This window comes from Arthrobacter gallicola, from assembly GCF_014836775.1.
Lineage (GTDB): Bacteria > Actinomycetota > Actinomycetes > Actinomycetales > Micrococcaceae > Arthrobacter_B > Arthrobacter_B gallicola.
The window spans coordinates 193,671-212,049 of the sequence record NZ_JACSQD010000001.1 but is presented as its reverse complement, the minus strand read 5'-3'; the positions used below and the strand labels follow the sequence as shown (position 1 = coordinate 212,049).

17 protein-coding genes are annotated in these 18,379 nt (G+C 66.4%); 14 read left to right on the top strand and 3 right to left on the bottom strand.

Annotated elements, in window-relative coordinates; translation table 11 throughout:
* The first annotated feature begins 28 nt into the window (after positions 1-28).
* The 4 genes from H9639_RS00910 to H9639_RS00895 all read left to right on the top strand — a co-directional run bounded on the left by H9639_RS00910 (position 29) and on the right by H9639_RS00895 (position 3,726).
* Positions 29-1,093, top strand: a complete 1,065-nt coding sequence (locus H9639_RS00910; RefSeq protein ID WP_191806278.1) for a threonine aldolase family protein — start codon at positions 29-31, stop codon at positions 1,091-1,093.
* A 124-nt stretch (positions 1,094-1,217) separates the two neighbouring features.
* Positions 1,218-1,844, top strand: coding sequence for a DUF3000 domain-containing protein (locus tag H9639_RS00905; RefSeq protein WP_191806842.1), 627 nt, complete (start codon positions 1,218-1,220; stop codon positions 1,842-1,844).
* Between the two features lie 55 nt (positions 1,845-1,899).
* Complete coding sequence (locus tag H9639_RS00900) at positions 1,900-3,174, top strand: HRDC domain-containing protein (protein ID WP_191806277.1); 1,275 nt, start codon at positions 1,900-1,902, stop codon at positions 3,172-3,174.
* A 123-nt stretch (positions 3,175-3,297) separates the two neighbouring features.
* Complete coding sequence (locus tag H9639_RS00895) at positions 3,298-3,726, top strand: MmpS family transport accessory protein (protein ID WP_191806276.1); 429 nt, start codon at positions 3,298-3,300, stop codon at positions 3,724-3,726.
* 11 nt (positions 3,727-3,737) lie between these two features.
* On the opposite strand, the gene sigJ is transcribed toward H9639_RS00895, so the two are convergent.
* Positions 3,738-4,661 (bottom strand): RNA polymerase sigma factor SigJ, encoded by a 924-nt coding sequence (gene sigJ, locus H9639_RS00890; protein ID WP_191806275.1) that lies wholly within the window; start codon positions 4,659-4,661, stop codon positions 3,738-3,740.
* On the bottom strand, positions 4,604-5,731 hold the full coding sequence (locus tag H9639_RS00885) for an NAD(P)/FAD-dependent oxidoreductase (protein ID WP_191806274.1): 1,128 nt from the start codon (positions 5,729-5,731) through the stop codon (positions 4,604-4,606). The genes sigJ and H9639_RS00885 overlap by 58 nt, the downstream gene beginning before the upstream one ends.
* 234 nt (positions 5,732-5,965) lie before the next feature.
* Between H9639_RS00885 and H9639_RS00880 the strand changes: the two genes are divergently transcribed.
* The 8 genes from H9639_RS00880 (at position 5,966) to H9639_RS00845 (ending at position 15,437) form a co-directional block, all read left to right on the top strand.
* Positions 5,966-7,336 carry a hemolysin family protein gene (locus H9639_RS00880; RefSeq protein WP_191806273.1) on the top strand — a complete coding sequence of 457 codons (1,371 nt, stop codon included), beginning with the start codon at positions 5,966-5,968 and terminating at the stop codon, positions 7,334-7,336.
* A complete protein-coding gene (locus tag H9639_RS00875) occupies positions 7,329-8,369 on the top strand; it encodes a hemolysin family protein (RefSeq protein WP_191806272.1) in 1,041 nt (346 codons plus the stop codon). Before H9639_RS00880 ends, H9639_RS00875 begins: the two co-directional genes overlap by 8 nt.
* A 102-nt stretch (positions 8,370-8,471) precedes the next feature.
* Positions 8,472-8,969: a hypothetical protein gene (locus tag H9639_RS00870; protein WP_191806271.1), complete on the top strand. Its 498-nt coding sequence runs from the start codon at positions 8,472-8,474 to the stop codon at positions 8,967-8,969.
* 98 nt (positions 8,970-9,067) lie between these two features.
* On the top strand, positions 9,068-9,694 hold the full coding sequence (locus H9639_RS00865; protein ID WP_191806270.1) for a DUF305 domain-containing protein: 627 nt from the start codon (positions 9,068-9,070) through the stop codon (positions 9,692-9,694).
* Positions 9,691-10,548 carry a F510_1955 family glycosylhydrolase gene (locus H9639_RS00860; RefSeq protein WP_191806269.1) on the top strand — a complete coding sequence of 286 codons (858 nt, stop codon included), beginning with the start codon at positions 9,691-9,693 and terminating at the stop codon, positions 10,546-10,548. The genes H9639_RS00865 and H9639_RS00860 overlap by 4 nt, the downstream gene beginning before the upstream one ends.
* A gap of 138 nt (positions 10,549-10,686) precedes the next feature.
* Positions 10,687-11,928, top strand: a complete 1,242-nt coding sequence (locus tag H9639_RS00855; protein ID WP_191806268.1) for a thiolase family protein — start codon at positions 10,687-10,689, stop codon at positions 11,926-11,928.
* The gene (locus H9639_RS00850; protein WP_191806267.1) at positions 11,928-14,066 is read left to right on the top strand and encodes a 3-hydroxyacyl-CoA dehydrogenase NAD-binding domain-containing protein; all 2,139 of its coding nucleotides are present in this window, start codon (positions 11,928-11,930) and stop codon (positions 14,064-14,066) included. Before H9639_RS00855 ends, H9639_RS00850 begins: the two co-directional genes overlap by 1 nt.
* 414 nt (positions 14,067-14,480) lie before the next feature.
* Complete coding sequence (locus H9639_RS00845) at positions 14,481-15,437, top strand: FUSC family protein (protein ID WP_191806266.1); 957 nt, start codon at positions 14,481-14,483, stop codon at positions 15,435-15,437.
* A 156-nt stretch (positions 15,438-15,593) separates the two neighbouring features.
* Here H9639_RS00845 and H9639_RS00840 read toward each other — a convergent pair whose 3' ends face one another.
* Positions 15,594-16,139, bottom strand: coding sequence for an SRPBCC domain-containing protein (locus H9639_RS00840; protein WP_191806265.1), 546 nt, complete (start codon positions 16,137-16,139; stop codon positions 15,594-15,596).
* 95 nt (positions 16,140-16,234) lie between these two features.
* Between H9639_RS00840 and H9639_RS00835 the strand changes: the two genes are divergently transcribed.
* A complete protein-coding gene (locus H9639_RS00835; protein ID WP_191806264.1) occupies positions 16,235-17,317 on the top strand; it encodes a hypothetical protein in 1,083 nt (360 codons plus the stop codon).
* 93 nt (positions 17,318-17,410) lie between these two features.
* Positions 17,411-18,367 (top strand): ketopantoate reductase family protein, encoded by a 957-nt coding sequence (locus H9639_RS00830; protein WP_191806263.1) that lies wholly within the window; start codon positions 17,411-17,413, stop codon positions 18,365-18,367.
* The last annotated feature ends 12 nt before the right edge of the window (positions 18,368-18,379 follow it).

Sequence of the window (18,379 nt, the reverse complement as noted above, 5' to 3'; positions counted from 1 at the left end):
CTGCACCTTCGTAAGGAATACTGACACCGTGACTGAAACCGCATCCCTGCATGACCCTGCCCTCCGCGCCTTCGCCTCAGATAACTACTCCGGGGTCCACCCCGAGATCCTCGACGCGATGGCCGCCGCGAACCTCGGCCACCAGGTCGCCTACGGAGAGGACGCCTACACCGCCAAGCTGCGGGACGTCCTCACCGCACACTTCGGCAACCGGATGCGCGCCTTCCCGGTCTTCAACGGCACCGGCGCCAACGTCATCAGCCTGCAGTCCCTGCTGCCCCGCTGGGGCGCCGTCATCTGTGCCTCCACCGCCCACATCAACGTTGATGAGAACGGTGCCCCCGAGCGCGTCGGCGGCATGAAGCTGCTCAACGTCCCCACGCCGGACGGCAAGCTGACCCCGGAACTGATCGACCGCGAAGCCTGGGGCTGGGGCGACGAGCACCGCGCCCAGCCGCTGGCCGTGTCCATCACCCAGTCCACCGAACTGGGAACCCTCTACACGGTGGAGGAAATTCAGGCGATCTCCGAGCACATCCATGCACGCGGCATGAAACTGCACATGGACGGTGCCCGCCTGGGCAACGCCGCGGCAGCCCTGGGCGTCCCCCTGCGCGCCATGACCACCGATGCCGGCGTCGACATCCTGTCCCTGGGCGGAACCAAGAACGGGATGATGTACGGCGAATGCATTGTTGCCCTGAACCCGGACGCAGCCCCGGGCCTGGACTACCTGCGCAAAATGAACATGCAGCTCGCGTCCAAAATGCGGTTCGTCTCAGCCCAGTTCATCGCGCTCTACGGCACGGATCTCTGGCTGCGCTCGGCATCCACCGCCAACGCCATGGCAGCCCGGCTGCGCTCCGCTGTGGAGAAGATCGACGGCGTTACCCTCACCCAGGCCACCGAGTCCAATGCCGTCTTCGCCACCCTGCCGGCCGGCGTGGCGGATAAGCTCCGGGACAGTTTCCGTTTCTACGACTGGGATGCATCCACCGGTGAGGTGCGCTGGATGTGCACGTTCGATACCACCGAGGCGGACGTGGACGCGTTTGCCGCGGCCATCGCTTCAGAGGTTTCCGCCGCCCGCTAAAGGCCCGCCCCCTGTCGGCGCGCAGGTGCGGGTACGTAAGCTGTTGCGCGTAACGAATAGGACACTTCGGCGAGCCTGCACCGCTTAGGTAATCGGCCCGCCGTAATCTTCGAGGGTGAGTGCGATTGGTGACCTGTCTCAGGTTCCCCCGGAATTCCTGACAGCCTTGGGGGCGCTGCGCCGAGCCAAGTGCCGGCCGGAACTGCGGCTGGAGGAGATACCAGCCCCCACCCGGCTGGCGCCCTTCGCTGTGTCACTGGCGGCCGACGTCGTGTGCTCCGGTCCGCAGCCGACGGACGGAACCTTTCACGGGCCGGTGGGACAGGTGCTTCCGCAGGCCCAGGAGCTGGCCACCGGACGGTTCATCCTGCTCTACGATCCCGAGGGCAGCGACGTCTGGAACGGCAACTTCCGGATTGTCACCTACATCCGCGCCGAGCTGGAACCGGACATGGGCAACGATCAGATGCTCGGCTCGGTGGCCTGGGCCTGGCTGGTGGACGCCCTGCAGGAGCACGGTGCCCGGTATTCCTCCGCGGGCGGCACGGCAACCCGGATCCTCTCCGAAAGCTACGGGACACTCGCCGGGCGCAGCGACGCGATCGACATTGAGCTGCGCGCGTCCTGGACCCCGGACGGCGCCGATGTGCAGTCCCATCTGGAAGCCTGGTCCGACATGGTGTGCACTTTCGCCGGACTTCCTCCGCTTCCCGACGGCGTTTCCCCGCTTCCGCGCCGCCGGCTTAACTAGCTCCAGCGCCCCGGAGGACGGGACCACCCGCTGCACTCGATAGACTGGAAGCCTTATGACCGCGCAAACTTCCGGCAACGCCCTTTCCGAATCGCCCGCAGACGAGCCCGGGGCAGCAGTCCCCCTGCCCGTCCTCGAGACTCCGCGTGACGGTGTACCACTGGTCATCGACACCCAGTCGGGACTGGAACGGGCAGCTCGTGCCCTGGCCGCGGGAACGGGTCCGGCAGGCGTTGACGCGGAACGGGCCTCCGGATTCCGCTACGGCCAGCGCGCTTTCCTGGTGCAGATCCGCCGCGAAGGGGCCGGCACCTGGCTGATCGATCCCGAGCCGCTGCGCGATCTCAGCATCATCAACGAGGCGCTGAGCGGGGTGGAATGGATCCTGCACGCCGCCACCCAGGACCTGCCCTGCCTGTCCGAACTGGGAATGTGGCCGGACAAACTCTTCGATACCGAACTCGCCGCCCGCCTCGCCGGACTGCCGCGGGTTGGCCTCGCCGCCGTCATCGAACACCTGCTCGGCTTCAGCCTGGCCAAGGAACACTCGGCAGCAGACTGGTCCACGCGGCCCCTGCCGGAACCGTGGCTGCGGTATGCCGCCCTGGACGTCGAGGTCCTGGCGGAGCTGCGTGAAGAGCTGGTCAAACTGCTTGAAGCCGATGGGAAGCTGGCCTTCGCCGAGGAAGAGTTTGAAGCGATCCGCACCGCTGATCCCGCGCCGCCGCGCACCGACCCGTGGCGGCGCACCTCCGGGATGCACCAGCTGCGCGACCGCCGGCAGCTGGCAGCCGTGCGTGAGCTGTGGACGGAGCGTGAGCAGCTGGCCGAGCGACGGGACACCGCTCCCGGCCGGCTCATTCCGGACTCGGCGATTGTCGCCGCTGCCCGGGCCATGCCCCACACGGTTCCGCAGCTGCTGGGCACCCCCGGATTCCACGGCCGGGCGGCCCAGCGCGAAGCACCGCGCTGGCTGCGCTGCATCGCCGCCGCCCGGGACACCAAAGACCTGCCGGCGCTGCATGTTCCCACCCACGCCCCGCCGCCTCCGCGCGTCTGGGCGCGGAACGATCCCGCCGCTGCGGCGCGCCTGCAGACGGCCAAGCCGCGGCTGGCCGCGGTGGCCGAACGGTTGAACCTGCCGGTGGAGAATCTGCTGACCCCGGACCATTTGCGCCGGGTGGCGTGGCGTCCGCCGTCCGAGATCAACCTGGACACCATCAGCGCTGCCCTGCGGGACCTGGGTGCCCGGGAATGGCAGATCGACCAGACCGCCGCGGTGCTGACCGTTGCCTTCCTGGACCCGGACCCGCTGGTGGAGAAGGAGTAGGACACCGCGGTATCCCCGCAGGGCTCGGTCCGTCGACGGAGAGCAGCAATACCCGGCAAAACCTGCCGCTGCCCTTGTCAGTGATAGGGTTTTTTCGAACATTTCCGAGACCTGGGGGGATCCATGAAGAAAACACTGGCAACAGCTGCCGTCCTGCTCCTGACCGCTTCGCTGTCCGCCTGCGGCGGAGGGAACGAACCGGAGAACGCCGGTGCTGCGCCCTCTCCTGAAGGAAACAAGGAGCACACGGTTGTCTACGAAGTGACCAGCGACGCCGGGGTAGCCAGCACCATTTCATTCGTGACCGAGTCCTCCACCGCAAAGGCGGAGCGTGTCGACAACCCTCCGCTGCCTTTCACCAGGGAAATCAAGGACACCAACACCGGGGAGTATGACACGGTCTACCGCGTCTCACCCGGCCCGGCTGAGGGTGCGACGTCCCTCTCCTGCAAAATCACCGTGGACGGAGAGGTAATGGCCGAGGAAACCTCGAAGGACCCCCTGTCACCTCCCGTCTGCCTGGCTCTGCCGGATTATCTGGGTGGCAAATAAGGGACTGACCGCTACTGCAGCCCGACCAGTTTGTCGGGATTGCGCATCGCGAACACGCCGGTAATCTTTCCGCCCTCCGTGCTGGCCTGGAAAACGGTGGTCACTGTGCCGTCCTCGCGGAAGGCGACCGCCGGCAGCCCGTTAAGCTCAATAATCTCCGGAACGGTGCCGGCGCTGTATTTGCTGGCCAGTCCCAGCAGCAGTGCTGCCACCCGCTCCGGCCCGCGGACCGGTTTCCGGGCGGCCGTGACTTTGCCACCGCCGTCGGACACCAGCACCACATCCGGGGCCAGCACATCCAGCAGCGCCTGCACCTGCCCGGTCATAGCCGCTTCCAGGAAACGTTCGACGGCGGCCCGGTGCTCCGCTTTGTCCGGCACGGTTCTTGGTGTGCCCGCGCGGACCCGCTCCCGTGCCCGGTGCACCAGCTGACGGGCTGCCGCTTCGCTGGATTCCAGCGCGGCGGCGACCTCGGCGTAGGCGAAACCGAACACCTCGCGCAGCAGGAACGCCGCACGTTCGGGACCGGACAGGTTCTGCATCAGGACCAGCATGGCGGTGGATACCTCCGCCGCCGTCAGCGCTGCGATCTGGGGATCGAATCGCTCACCGCTGCCGGGGCCGGTGCGGAGGGGTTCCGGCAGCCAGTCACCGATATAGTCTTCCCGGCGCCGCGCGGAGTTCCGCACCGAGTTAAGCGCCTGCGTGGCTGCGGTCCGGGCGAGGTAGGCGCGCGGGTTGGCCACCGGCCCCGGCACGGCAGCGAACCGCAGGTAGGTTTCCTGCACCACGTCCTCCGCATCGGTGACCGTGCCGGTGATGTCGTATGCGACGGCGAACACCAGTCCACGATGGGCCAGGAAATCGGCTTCCCGGGTCAGCTCCAAAGCACCTGAGGGCTCGGCTCCGGCGTCATCCTGGGACCGGCTGGCCATGTGTAGGCTCCACTCTTTTTGGCTTCCCCGCGGATCCACCGCAGTGTCATTCGGCAGAGTACCTCCTTGAGCACCGCAGCGGAGCGGCCATGAAGGTGGAAACTCCGTGCCGTGTAGTCCGCTGTCAGGAACTGGACCGCTCCGTCCCGCCGTCCCAGGCTGACGCACTGGCCCAGGAACCCGCTGTTGTGGCGGGCCGGTGGTGTTCCGGCGGCGGAGCGCAGGATGTTCCCGGCGGCCTCGGCCCCCATGGGCATGGCGGAGGCACAGGTCATGGGCAGGTAGCCGTACCCGGGATCAGTGATCACCGCCGCGTCTCCGGCGCCGTAGATCCGGTCCTGCCCGGGCACACGCAGCGTGGCGTCCAGCGCCAGCCGTCCCGCGGCGTCGACCGGCAGTCCACTCCGGGCGGCCAACTGGGGAACACCGAATCCTGCACACCAAAGCACGACGCCGGCTTCCGGAAGCCGGTCCGGGTTGACCGTGCCGGTCTGGACCCTGACGCCGGCGCTGCGCAGGCCCCGCAGCAGACCCGCCCGCGCTCCCGCGGAGAAATGGGGCACCAGATTCCCCGCGGTGTACAGCGTGAGCGGGTTCTCCGGATAAGCCCCGGCCGTTTCGGCCGCCACCTCAACGGCAGTGAGACCGCCGCCAACGACGGCGATCCGCTCCCCCGGCGCCAGCCGCGAGAGCCGTGTCCGTGCTTCCACGGCACCGGAAAACCGGTCGGGTGCGACGGCGCCGGGCGGTACCCGGCCTTCGCCGCTGCCCACGGCATACACGAGGTACCCGTAATCCAGCCGCACGCCGGACACCAAACGCACGGTGCGGGTTACCGGTCTGATGGCTTCCGCCCGGCCGGCGAGCAGCTGGACCTTCGGGTTCAGCAGGGTTGCGTAATCCACCCTCGGGTCGGCCCGCGTTCCTGCGGTGTATTCGTGCAGCCGGATCCGCTGCGTGAACCGTTCGTCCGGGGTTACCAGCATGACCGGGTGCCCCTGCCCGGCCAGCCGGTTGGCGGCCATCACGCCCGCGTATCCGCCGCCGAGGATAACTGCCGTGGTGTCCATGAGGTGTCTCCCTTGCCGCTGAGTTCCGCCGGAATTTCCGGCCTGCCCATAAGACACCGCTGCGGCCGTTTTTGTGACAGGTCTGCAACAATTTCCTGCGAATGCGGCTGCCACCTGCGCTTTTCAGGAATCTCCAAGCCGGCCCCGTTATGCTTTTTCCTACTATGGACGACCCTTCTCATAAACCCATGCCCTCCTGTGCTCCAGTTGTTTTGGATCGGGGAGGGCAGCCCCATGAATGACTCCTATGAATGGATCATGGTCGGCATCGGCCTGCTCCTGACCGTTGGCACCGGATTGTTCGTTGCCTCGGAATTCGCCCTTGTCAACCTTGACCGCAACGACCTTGAGTCGCGTCAGGCGGCCGGTGAAAAGCGGCTGGGCCCCACCATCAAGGCCCTGAAGATCACCTCGACTCATCTGTCAGGTGCCCAGCTGGGCATTACTCTGACCACGCTGCTCACCGGTTACACCTTCGAACCGGCCATCAGCTCCCTGCTGCGCAGCCCAATGCTCGCTGCAGGTGTTCCCGAAGCCGCTGTCGGCGGTGTGGGCACCGTGATCGGCGTCCTGCTGGCCACCCTGTTCTCGATGATCATCGGCGAACTGGTGCCTAAGAACTTCGCACTGGCACTCCCCCTGGCCACGGCCAAGCTGGTTGTCCCCTTCCAGGCCCTTTTCACCACCGTCTTCAAACCCGTCATCCTCCTCTGCAACAACACCGCCAACGCGGTCATCCGCTCCTTCGGCATCGAGCCGAAGGAAGAGCTCTCCGGCGCACGCAGCGCCGAGGAACTCAGCTTCCTGGTCCGCCGCTCGGCGATGGAAGGCGTACTGGACCAGGACCACGCCGAGCTGCTGCACCGCACACTTCGGTTCTCGGACCACACCGCTGAGGACGTGATGACCCCGCGCGTGCGGATGGTCGGCATCCCCGGAACCGATTCGGCGGAAGAGGTTATCGCCACCGCCGTCTCCACCGGCTATTCACGCTTCCCGGTCATTGGCCGGGACTCGGATGACATCCTCGGTGTGCTGCACGTCAAGCAGGCGTTTGCCCTGCCGCTCTCCGAGCGGGCCACGACGACGGCTGCCGACCTCATGGTGGCGCCGCTGCGCGTCCCCGAATCAATGGGTGTGGACAGCCTGCTGGGCGTCCTGCGCGGCCAGGGACTGCAGATCGCGATCGTGACCGACGAACACGGCGGAACCGCCGGCGTCGTCACCCTCGAAGACCTTGTCGAGGAAATCGTGGGTGAACTCGAAGACGAACACGACCGCGCGAGGGTCGGCGTGGTCCGCACCGGACGCTCCGTCACCTTCGATGCCTCGCTGCGCCCCGACGAGCTCCTTGACCGCGCCGGAATTACCGTGCCTGAAGGGGAGGATTACGAGACGCTGGCCGGCTTCGTTACGCACAGCCTGGACCGGATGCCGGAGCTCGGCGACGAGGTGGAAGTCGACGACGGCGTCCTCCGCGTCGAACGTGTCCTCGGCACCCATGTCGAGCGGCTGCGCTACACACCGAATCCCGGCTCCGAATCACCGCGCAGTGCGCACGACCGCCTGGTCGACACCCTGACGAAGGACATCATCCATGAGTGAGTACCTGCCCGGCATTATCTGGCTGGTGGTGCTGCTGGCCGTCAACGCGTTCTTTGTCGGCGCCGAATTTGCCGTCATCTCTGCCCGCCGTTCACAGATTGAGCCCAAGGCCGCGCAGGGCAGCAAGGCCGCCAAGACCACCCTGTGGGCGATGGAACACGCCACCCTGATGCTGGCCACCAGCCAGCTCGGCATCACTGTCTGCTCGCTGCTGATCCTGAACGTCTCCGAGCCGGCCATCCACCACCTGCTGGAGATCCCGCTGGCCAACACACCGCTGACACCGGAAGCGATCAGTTTCACCGCGTTCATCGTGGCGCTGCTGCTGGTGACCTTCCTGCACGTGGTGGCCGGTGAGATGATCCCCAAGAACATCTCCTTCTCCGTTCCCACCCGGGCCGCACTGCTGCTCGCTCCCCCGCTGGTGATTGTGGCCCGCACTTTCAAGCCGGTGATCTGGAGCCTGAACGCCATCGCCAACACTGTGCTGCGCCTGTTCAAGGTGGAGCCGAAGGATGAGGCAACCAGCACCTACACTCTGGATGAGGTAGCCACGATTGTGGAGCAGTCCACCCGGGAAGGTGTCCTGGAGGATTCCAGCGGAACACTCACCGCGGCATTTGAATTCACCTCCAAGACCGTGGCCGACGTTGAGGTGCCGATCGGGGACATGGTTCTGGTGCCGGCCGGGGCCACCCCCGCCGACATCCAGCAGGCGGTTGGCAGCCACGGCTACTCCCGCTACATCCTGGCCGACGACGACGGCGATCTCACCGGCTACCTGCACCTCAAGGACGTGATGGACCTGGTGGAACCGGAACGCTTCCACGCTCCGGTTCCGGCCAAGCGCATCCGCCGCCTGGCCAGCGCCTACCGCGGCAGCGAGCTGGAAGACGCACTCGAAACGATGCGCCGCACCGGCTCCCACGTCGCCCGCGTGCTGGATGCCGATGGCACGATCACCGGTGTCCTGTTCCTGGAGGACATCATCGAAGAGCTGGTGGGCGAAGTGCAGGACGCCACCACCGTCTAGTTCGTTTGTGCTGACGCCGGGGAGCCGGGGCTGCCGTGGGGCGGTCCCGGCTCTCCGTGCCTGGGCCGACCCGTCCGCCCCCCTGTTAGACTGGCGCTCATTATGAGGGCAGGTATTCGGGCCGCAGCCGGCCATGCGTTGACCATACGGTCGACGCCGCAGCTGCTCACCACCGCCCTCGGCCTCCTGGCGGTCCTGGCCGGAATCCTCGGCATGCATATGCTCGCCGACCCCCATGCTGCCGCCGGTCACGCCGCAGGCCACCCGGCAGCCGCTCATTCGGCCGCCAGCCCGTCCGGCACCTCAGCGGACTCCAGCGGGACAGCCCTCCGTCACAGTGCCGATCCGGCAGCCGCAGCTGCTCCGGCCTCCGACGGCGGGCACAGTTCCGGAGCGTGCCCCGAATGCGGACCGGCCGGCTGTGCAGCGGGCCTCTGCATGATGTTCCTGGTGCTTCTCAGCATTACGGCGCTCATCGGTGCGCTGGTATCCCGCCGGCACCGGAACCCGGACCGTCCGGACCCGCCCTCGGCCGTTCCCGCCAGGCTGGCTCCCCCGGCTGCTCCTTCGCTCGTTCAACTCTGCATCAGCCGCACGTAAATTCCCGGCTCCACCATTCTCCGGAGCCCCCCTTTGCGTGCCTGCCCAGCGCGGCAGTGCTGATTAGTCAACGAACGTACTGACCGAAGGAAAACACCTTGAAGAAGAAGCTTGCCCCTGTTTCTGCAGCCGCCCTCGCCGCCGCCATCGCCCTGGCGGGATGCGCGGCCACCAGCAGCGCCCCGGATTCGAGCCCCGCGCCGGAGAGCAGCATGCCCGGCATGGACCACCACGGCAGCGGGGAATCCACCGATACCCCTGCTGCAGACCACAACAGCGCGGATACCATGTTCGCCCAGATGATGATCCCGCATCATGAACAGGCCGTCACCATGAGCGACCTCATGCTGGCCAAGGAAGGACTCGATCCCCAGATCGAGGAACTGGCCACCAAGATCAAGGCCGCCCAGGGACCGGAAATCGAAAAGATGGACGAATGGCTGGAAGCCTGGGACGAGCCCCGGGAAATGCCCGGACACTCCATGGAGATGGACGGCATGCTCTCCGACGAGGACCTGGCCGCGTTGGAAAGCGCCCAGGGAACCGACGCCGCCAAGCTGTTCCTCTCCCAGATGATCGAGCACCACGACGGCGCGGTGAAGATGGCCGAAGAGGAAGCTGCGTCCGGCTCCAACCCCACTGCCGTGAAGCTCGCCGAGGACATCATCGCCAGCCAGAACGCCGAAATCGCCGAAATGCAGAACCTGCTGCAGGGCCTGGCATGAGGCTGAGTCACGGCGTGCGCGCCGGCGCGGCTGCCGCCGTCGTCATCCTGACGCTGACCGCCTGCTCCCCTCCCGTTGACGCGCAGGACCAGGCGGCAGCACCGCCCTTCCCCAGTCATGTCCATGCCCTGGCCCTCAAACCCGGCACCACGGATGTACTCGTCGCCTCGCACGAGGGCGTCTTCGAGGTTTCCGGGAACAGCCTGGTCCCCAGGGGCGCCAACATCGACCTCATGGGCTTCGCCGTCGACGGCAACGGCGACTACCTAGCCTCCGGGCATCCTGGGCCCGGCGTTGACCTGCCCGATCCGGTCGGCCTGATCCGGTCCGCCGACGGCCATAACTGGACGCAGGAGTCGCTGGCCGGCGAATCCGATTTCCATGCCCTCACTGTCACCAGCGGCGGCATCATCGGCTTCGACGGGACCCTCCGGCTAAGTGAGGACGGCACGGCGTGGACCGATGCTCCCACGCAGCTCACTCCTTACAGTCTGGCCGGATCGCCGTCGGGCACGCTGGCTGTCGCCACCACGGAACAAGGCCCGTATCTGTCGGAGGATGCAGGCAAAAGCTGGACCCAGCTTCCCGACGCCCCGGTGATCATGCTGGCCGCGGTGACGGAGCAGTCCAGACTCGTTGGAGTGAAGCCCGACGGCGGCGTCCTCACCAGCACGGACCAGGGCACCACCTGGTCCGAAGCAGGAACCCTTGCCGGCTATCCGGTGGCAGTGACCGCAGCGGAGACGGCTGACGGGCTGCAGATCTGGGCCATGACCGATGCCGGCCTGGAACACTCCACAGACGGCGGGCAGAGCTTCACCGTGATCGTCGAGCAGCCTGCCGAAACACGATGATATTCGCGTAACGCCGCTGTAGTCTCCGGGGCGGGGGCGGCGGCGGACCCACCGCTCCCGCCCCGGGCCCTTGCAGCCTAAGTTACTGACGAGTAACATCGAGAGCGAGCTTGTCCACATCTCAAAGAGGAGCAGTACGTGAGCCCACAAAGCCGAGCACGGCAGATCAGGGACGTTGTTTTCGTAGACGGCGTCCGCACCCCCTTTGGACGCGCCGGCGAGAAGGGCATGTACGCCGATACCCGCGCCGATGACCTGGTGGTCAAGTGCATCCGCGAGCTCCTGCGCCGCAACCCGTCGCTGCCGCCCGAGCGCGTCGATGAAGTAGCCATCGCCGCCACTACCCAGACCGGGGACCAGGGCCTGACCATCGGCCGCACCGCAGCGCTGCTGGCCGGACTCCCCCGCAGCGTTCCCGGCTTTGCCATTGACCGCATGTGCGCCGGCGCCATGACAGCCGTCACCACCACCGCGTCCGGCATCGGCTTCGGCGCCTACGACGTCGTCATCGCCGGCGGCGTGGAGCACATGGGCCACCACCCGATGGGCGACGGCGCGGATCCGAACCCGCGGTTCGTCACCGAACGGCTGGTGGACCCCGCCGCCCTGAACATGGGCAATACCGCCGAGAACCTGCACGACCGCTTCCCGGACATCACCAAGGAACGCACCGACGCGTACGCCGCTGCCAGCCAGGAAAAGCTGGCCAAGGCCTACGCCGGCAACCAGATCCAGCCGGACCTGGTTCCCGTTGCCACCAAGAAGGCCGGCGCCGGCTGGACCCTGAGCAGCGTCGACGAAGGCCCCCGCCCCGGAACCACGGTCGAAGACCTGGCCACCCTGCGCACCCCGTTCCGCCCGCACGGCCGGGTCACCGCCGGCAACGCCTCAGGCCTGAACGACGGCGCCACCACGGCCCTGCTGGCGTCCGCCGATGCTGCGGAGGAACTCGGCCTGCCCGTGAAGATGCGCCTGGTCGGCTACGCCTTCGCCGGCGTCGAGCCCGAAGTCATGGGCATCGGCCCGGTCCCGGCCACGGAAAAAGCCCTGAAACAGACCGGCCTGTCCATCGAGGACATCGGCCTGTTTGAAATCAATGAGGCCTTCGCCGTCCAGGTGCTTTCCTTCCTGGATCACTTCGGCATCGCTGACGATGATCCCCGCGTGAACCGCTACGGCGGGGCAATCGCCGTCGGACATCCGCTGGCCTCCTCCGGCGTCCGGCTGATGACACAGCTGGCCCGCCAGTTCGAGGAAGATCCGTCCGTGCGCTACGGCATGACCACCATGTGCATCGGCCTGGGCATGGGCGCCACCGTCATCTGGGAAAACCCCAACCACCCCGAATACAACACCGAGTCCACGGAGGCATCGAAGTAATGACTGCTAGCGACTACCAGCGCCTCGCCGGGCTCTTCCCCAACGAGATTGTCACCCACTCCTACGTCTCCGACGTGGAACTGCCCGGAGGTGCCGGGACCTTCGCGCTGATCACGCTGGATAACGACGTCGATCACTCCCGCCCCACCACGCTGGGCCCGAACACGCTGCTGGAACTGGGCAGCGTGCTGGACTCCCTTCAGGAACGGGCCGGCCGGGGCGAAATCGTAGGTGTCGGCGTGACCGGAAAGCCGCACTACCTGGTGGCCGGTGCCGATCTTTCCGCCGTAAAGTCCCTGGGCGAGTACGACGACGGCGTGGCCATGGCCGCCCTGGGCCACGAGGTCTATGCCAAGCTCGGCAGCCTGGGCGTTCCCAGCTTCGCGTTCATCAACGGTGTGGCCCTGGGCGGCGGCCTGGAGATTGCCCTGCAGTCCGATTACCGCACGGTCTCCACCGGTGCCGGCGCCCTGGCCCTGCCGGAGGCGTTCATCGGCCTGGTGCCGGGCTGGGGCGGGGTCTACCTGCTGCCGCGCCTGATCGGTCCGGAGAACGCCGTCAAGGTGATGATCGAGAACCCGCTGAGCAACAACCGCACCCTCTCCGGGCCGGCCGCCTACAAGCTCGGTATAGCCGATGCCCTGTTCGAACCTGCCGACTTCCTGGAGCAGTCCCTCGCCTGGGCCTCCCTGGTCATCACCGGCGCCGAGACCGTGAACCGGCCGAACGCCGTCGAGCCTTCCGACGTCAGTGACCGCTGGGACGCCGCGGTTGCGGCTGGCCGGGCCTTCGTGGAAGCCCGCACCTCCAATGCCGCCCCCGCGCCCGCCAAGGTGCTGGACCTGCTCGAAGCCGGCAAGGACTGGACCCGCGAGCAGTCCCGCGAAGCCGAGTGTGACGCGCTGGCAGAGCTGATGCAGACCCCGCAGTTCCAGGCCACGGTCTACGCGTTCCTGGACCTGGTGCAGAAGCGCGGCAAGCGTCCCGCCGGTGCTCCGGATAAGAAGCTGGCCCGGCCGGTGACCAAGGTCGGCGTCGTCGGTGCCGGCCTGATGGCCAGCCAGCTGGCACTGCTGTTCGCGAAGAACCTGAAGGTGCCCGTGGTGATGACGGATATCGACCAGGCCCGCGTGGACAAGGGCGTGGGCTACGTTCACGCCGAGGTGGACAAGCTGCTGGGCAAGGGCCGCATCTCGCCCGACGCCGCGAACCGCACCAAGGCGCTGGTCACCGGCTCGGTGTCCAAGGAAGCCTTTGCTGACGCGGACTTCGTGATCGAGGCCGTGTTCGAGGAAATGTCGGTCAAGAAGCAGGTCTTCGCCGAGCTGGAGGCCGTGGTCTCCTCCGAGTGCATCCTGGCGACCAACACCTCCTCGCTCTCCGTCACCGAAATGGCCGCTGACCTGCAGCACCCGGAGCGCGTGGTCGGTTTCCACTTCTTCAATCCGGTGGCCGTGATGCCGCTGCTGGAGATCGTTCGTGCCCCGAAGACCGACGACGCCGTGCTGGCCACCGCGTTTGTCCTGGCCAAGCAGCTGAAGAAGACCGCTGTGCTGGTCAAGGACGCGGCCGCGTTTGTGGTCAACCGGATCCTGGGCCGGATGTTCGGCGAGATCACCAAGGTCTTCGATGAGGGCACCGACGCCGCCACCGCGGACAATGCACTGCGCCCGATGGGCCTGCCGATGACCCCGTTCAACCTGCTGGCCCTGGTCGGCCTGCCGGTTGGCCAGCACGTCCAGGAGTCCCTGCACGCTGCCTTTGGCGACCGGTTCCACGTCTCGGAGAACTCGCAGAAGCTGATCGACGCCGGCATCAAGTCGCTGTGGCAGCAGGACGCCGACGGGAAGCCTTATGTGCCGGAGGAAACTTTGGCGCTGCTGTCCTTCGGCGACTCGCCGTCCACCTCGGAGGAAGTCCTGCGCCGCACGCAGGATGCCCTGGCCGAGGAGATCGGCCTGATGCTCGACGAGGGCGTGGTGGCAGGTCCTGAGGACATTGACCTCTGCGTCATCCTCGGTGCCGGCTGGCCGATGCATCTGGGTGGCATCACCCCGTATCTGGACCGCGTTGGCGCCTCTGACGGGGTCAACGGCCGGCTCTTCAACGCCGGTGCTGTTCCGGTGGCTGCTGCCTAGCTCTTTCTCCGTTTCATTCGCTTGGCATGCGCCGGGCGGACCGGAACGGCGGCATTCCTGCCGCCTAACCAGGTCCGTCCGGCGCTTTCGTACGCTCCGCCGAGTTCGCGCCCAAAACGAGGTTCTCGACGGCGCTCATGCTGGCACCGGAACGGCTTCAGGTCTCCAGCGGCTCTCCCAGATCCGGATCACCTACCCGGTACTGGACCAGAAGTGGGCAGCTGCGGTGCGAGATGAATCACAAGGGTGGGTGCCGCGCTGGTGGAGATCGCTCTCATAGGGTGTAAAGGCGGCAATTTCCTGTTTGCTGCCGCAGCGAAAGGCTCCTAACCCGTGACGCAAGACCTCCGTGGCTTCTTGGCCGTCCCAGCTGGCCGGGGGCATCGGTTCCCCGCTGTGCGGGTGGCGGCAGGGATGCTCATCCCGCTGCTGGTGCTGATTCTGCTGGACCGCACCAACCTGACCATGTGCGCCATCTTCGGCTCGCTAACGGGTGTATTTGGTCGCTCGGAACCCCACTGGCGAAGGCTGCGGCATCAGACCCAGTCCGGCTTACTGATGTGCATGACTGTGGTGGCCGGAGTATCCATGTCCATCGCCGGGCGCAGTGACTGGGAATTGGTGGTCAGCGCCACCGTTGTCGCCTTGGTGATATCGCTGGTGGCAGACGTCCTGCGGATCCGGCCCGCGGGGCCCTTCACCTACATCTTCGCGTTTACCGCCACTGCTGCCGCACCGTTTTCAGGATCCATGGGAGAAGCAGCCCTAGCCGTGTCCGGAAGCGCCGCAACCGCCGTTCTGCTGGGAATTGCCGGCCGGGTGCATGCCCGCCGCCATACTCCGGTAATACTGCGCCCGCATGCTCCGCCGCCGAAAGCAGCCCGCGTCTTGGCCCATTCCGGAAGGTACGCTGCCGCCGTCGCAGCCGCCGGCTCACTGGCCCTGCTCTTGGGGCCGGGCCACAGCTACTGGGCGATGCTCGCGGCCTGTGCCCCCATTTCCGCCGCGGACGCCGCTCATGCTCCAGCACGGGCCGGACATTTCATTCTGGGAACTTATGGCGGCGTGCTGCTCTCCGCGCTGCTGCTGCAGCCCGATTGGAGTCCGGTGCAGCTGGCAATCCTGCTTGCAGCTCTCCAGTTTGGCGGAGAGGTATACGTCATGAGGCACTACGCTCTCGCCATGGTCTTCCTGACACCCGTGGCTCTGCTGATGACCGGATTCGTCTCGGCGCAGCCGGTGTGGGAGTTGACCCTGGACCGGGCGGTAGAAACCACCATCGGCGCACTGGTCGCCGTCGTCGTAATTTTTCTGACGACGGGCCGCGGCGCGGTTGGGGCACAGAAACTCAGACTGCACAGCGAAGAATAAACCGAGAGCAACCGCGATGGCGCCCGCCCATTCGGCCCAGTTCGGTCATTCCGTGGCCCGCGGAATATAGTTGCGATCTAGCACCTGCAGCCTTTACAGCCTCTACCGGTTTGACCTGGCTGATTAGCTCCAGGTCACTGAGTTCGCGGGTACTCCCTATCGCGTTAACGGCGGTAAAGGGGCCGCAGCTGAATACACCGTCGCATGGGTAGTGCCCGTGGCAGCGGGCCTTCTATCGTTGTAGAGCGCCTCGACAGTGGCGTGTAGCTGCCAGAACTGTGCCGTGACCAGTGGAGTGCCACTGATCGCGGCTTCCAGATACGTCAGATGCGTGATCCAGCCAGGACCGTAAGAGCCGACAAAGCTGCCCAGATCTTGGTGCGTGAGCTCCAACCTGGTACCCGGGTCCGAGGGGTGCAGTTCGAAGAGGAGCCGGGATTCGGGTTCATCGGGAAAGTTCCACGTCATGGCAAGCCTGTGCGGCGGATCTGCCTCCATGATATCGCTGTGGGATGCGTAGCCCTCCCCATGCTCGACGACGAGCCTCCCACCCGCCCTCATGTCGCATTCGATGGGCTGGCCCAACCACTGGGACAGCAGCGTCCGGTCAGTCAGCCCGTCCCACAGATCACGCGTGGGGCTCGGGAAGGACCAGCCGATGAGAAGGCTGTCCTCGTGGGTCGAGATGGATTCCAGCGGCATGGGCACGATTGTGGCACACCGACGCGGCGCCGGCTTCTTGGCCGGGCGTGGTCCTGGCACCCTTGGATCAGGGTCCGACGTGCAAGGATGAGCGGATGAATGCCGAACCGGAGTTGCTCCTTGACGGCCCCCGTGGCAGGCGCCTGTGCCTTGAACTCGCGGCGGAACTCAGTCCTGATGTCAGGAACGCCGCCTTCTCCCTGGCGTACGAACTCGACCCCGGCAAGGGAACCTCCACTGTTATGTTCGCCTTGTCGAGCGACGACTCCGGCGATCCTGGTTTCCCCGGTGGCGCCCCGTCGCTGGAAGATTTGGCAGCAGAACTCCAATCCATCGATGCTTCCAGTCTCACTTCGGGGCAGCTCGCGGCTGCACGTGAGTGCTCGGTCAGGAACGCCCGCTACTGGCAGGAACCCGCAGGGGAAGACGTACTCGCCAGCCTTCCGGCCGTCGTCGACGCTTTCCGCCCGCTTGCCGAGCAGGTCCTGGCCTCGCCCACCTGGCGGAGCTGGTCCCAGCCCCGCCGGCCTGAACAGTGGGCCATTGACTGGCGCTCAGCCGAGGACCCGGCACCGCTGCCGCGGGATCCGCACCAAGCGTTGAGTAGATGGGCGAAAGAGATACGCGCCGAGGAAGCCCAGGCCGCCCGCGATCGCCCTCAGAACGTTTACGCCAACTTCTCTGGCAACTGGTGGTCCTTCCCCGGCCGTCTCCTCCGGACAGTCGGCGCCATTCCGGCCGCTTTGAACCTAGTGGAGGATTCCTTCGGCGAGAAGCAGGCCACCGTGATTCCGGTCTACGGATCCGGCAGGACATTCGAGATCCAAACGGCGGAGGACTGGATCCTTCTCTGCCGCTCCTTCCCTCTGGAGGTCACGGCTTCCCGCCGGCACGACTGGTTCCACACCACCGGACGCGATGGCCGTTGGGTCATCCCGGATTGGCAGTTGCTTGCCGGGGAGTGGGACGCGGTGCACCTGACGACCGCCGGCTACCTGCACACCGCAGGCCGTGCGCTGCAGGTGGGTGCAGACACAGCGTCTGTGCTCGCTGGGTTGGATCCGGACAGTACGCTGTGGCTTGGGGACGTTGCCCGTGAAGCAGAGGCACCGCGGCAGCTATGGCGCCAGAACCCAAACAGCGACGACTGGAGTCTGGTACACAGCCCCGGGCGGTAACGTCGACCCGCAAGGCGGATCATCCCCACCCGGGTTTGCACCACTCAGAGTGCCTGCCGCACCACCGCGGGGGAACGGCACTATGTTGGGGGCATGACAACTGCACCCGAGGCACAGACCAGCGGAAACACCCTAAAGATCGGGATAGTGGGGGCCGGAGGCGTCGGCGCGTATTTCGCTGCCGCGCTGGCCCGCGCCGGCCACGAAGTCCACGTGGTGGCGACTCCGCGGCATATCGAGCCCATCCGGACCAATGGAATCCGCGTCACCAAAGGAGACGGGTCCGACGGGTTCACGGCTAGGCCGGCCAGCATCAGCACGGACGCGGCAGATATTGGTGTCTGCGATGCGGTCGTTGTTGCCAGCAAAGCCGGGCAGGTCCGCGAAGCGCTGTTGGAGGCCAAGGCCCTGGTGGGGACCGACACGGCTGTCCTCCCGCTGCAAAACGGGGTGAGCGCCACCCAGCAGATTACCGACGCCGTCGGTGCCGGGCATGCACTGGGCGGGGTCTGCCTCATCATCTCCTATCTGACCGAACCGGGGATTGTGCATCATGTGGGCGGCCAACCAAGCATCACCCTGGGAGAACTAAACGGGAAGGTGACCAGCCGGGTCGAGAGACTTGCAGCGGCGCTCTCGGACGCCCGGGTACAGACCACCATCTCCCAGCACATCGCTGCTGACATGTGGCGGAAGTTCATGCTCATCACCTCCTACGGCGGAGTGGGAGCCCTGTCCCGGGAACCGGTGGGTCGGACGCGTGCCAACCCGCTCAGCCGCAGCCTCGTCCGGGACGCCATGAGTGAAGTGGCCCACCTCGCCACGGCTGCCGGCACTCCCCTGGATGAAACCGACGTCGAGGCCATGATGCGGCAGTACGACACCTTCGATCCCAGCAGCACGTCCTCGATGCAGCGGGACCTGGCTGCCGGCAGGCCCTCGGAGCTGGACGAGCAGACGGGGGCGGTAGTGCGCATCGCCGCTCAATACGGAGTTCCGGTGCCGATCCATGACACGATCTACCGGGCCCTGAAACTGCGTGACGGCTGACCCGACTTCTTT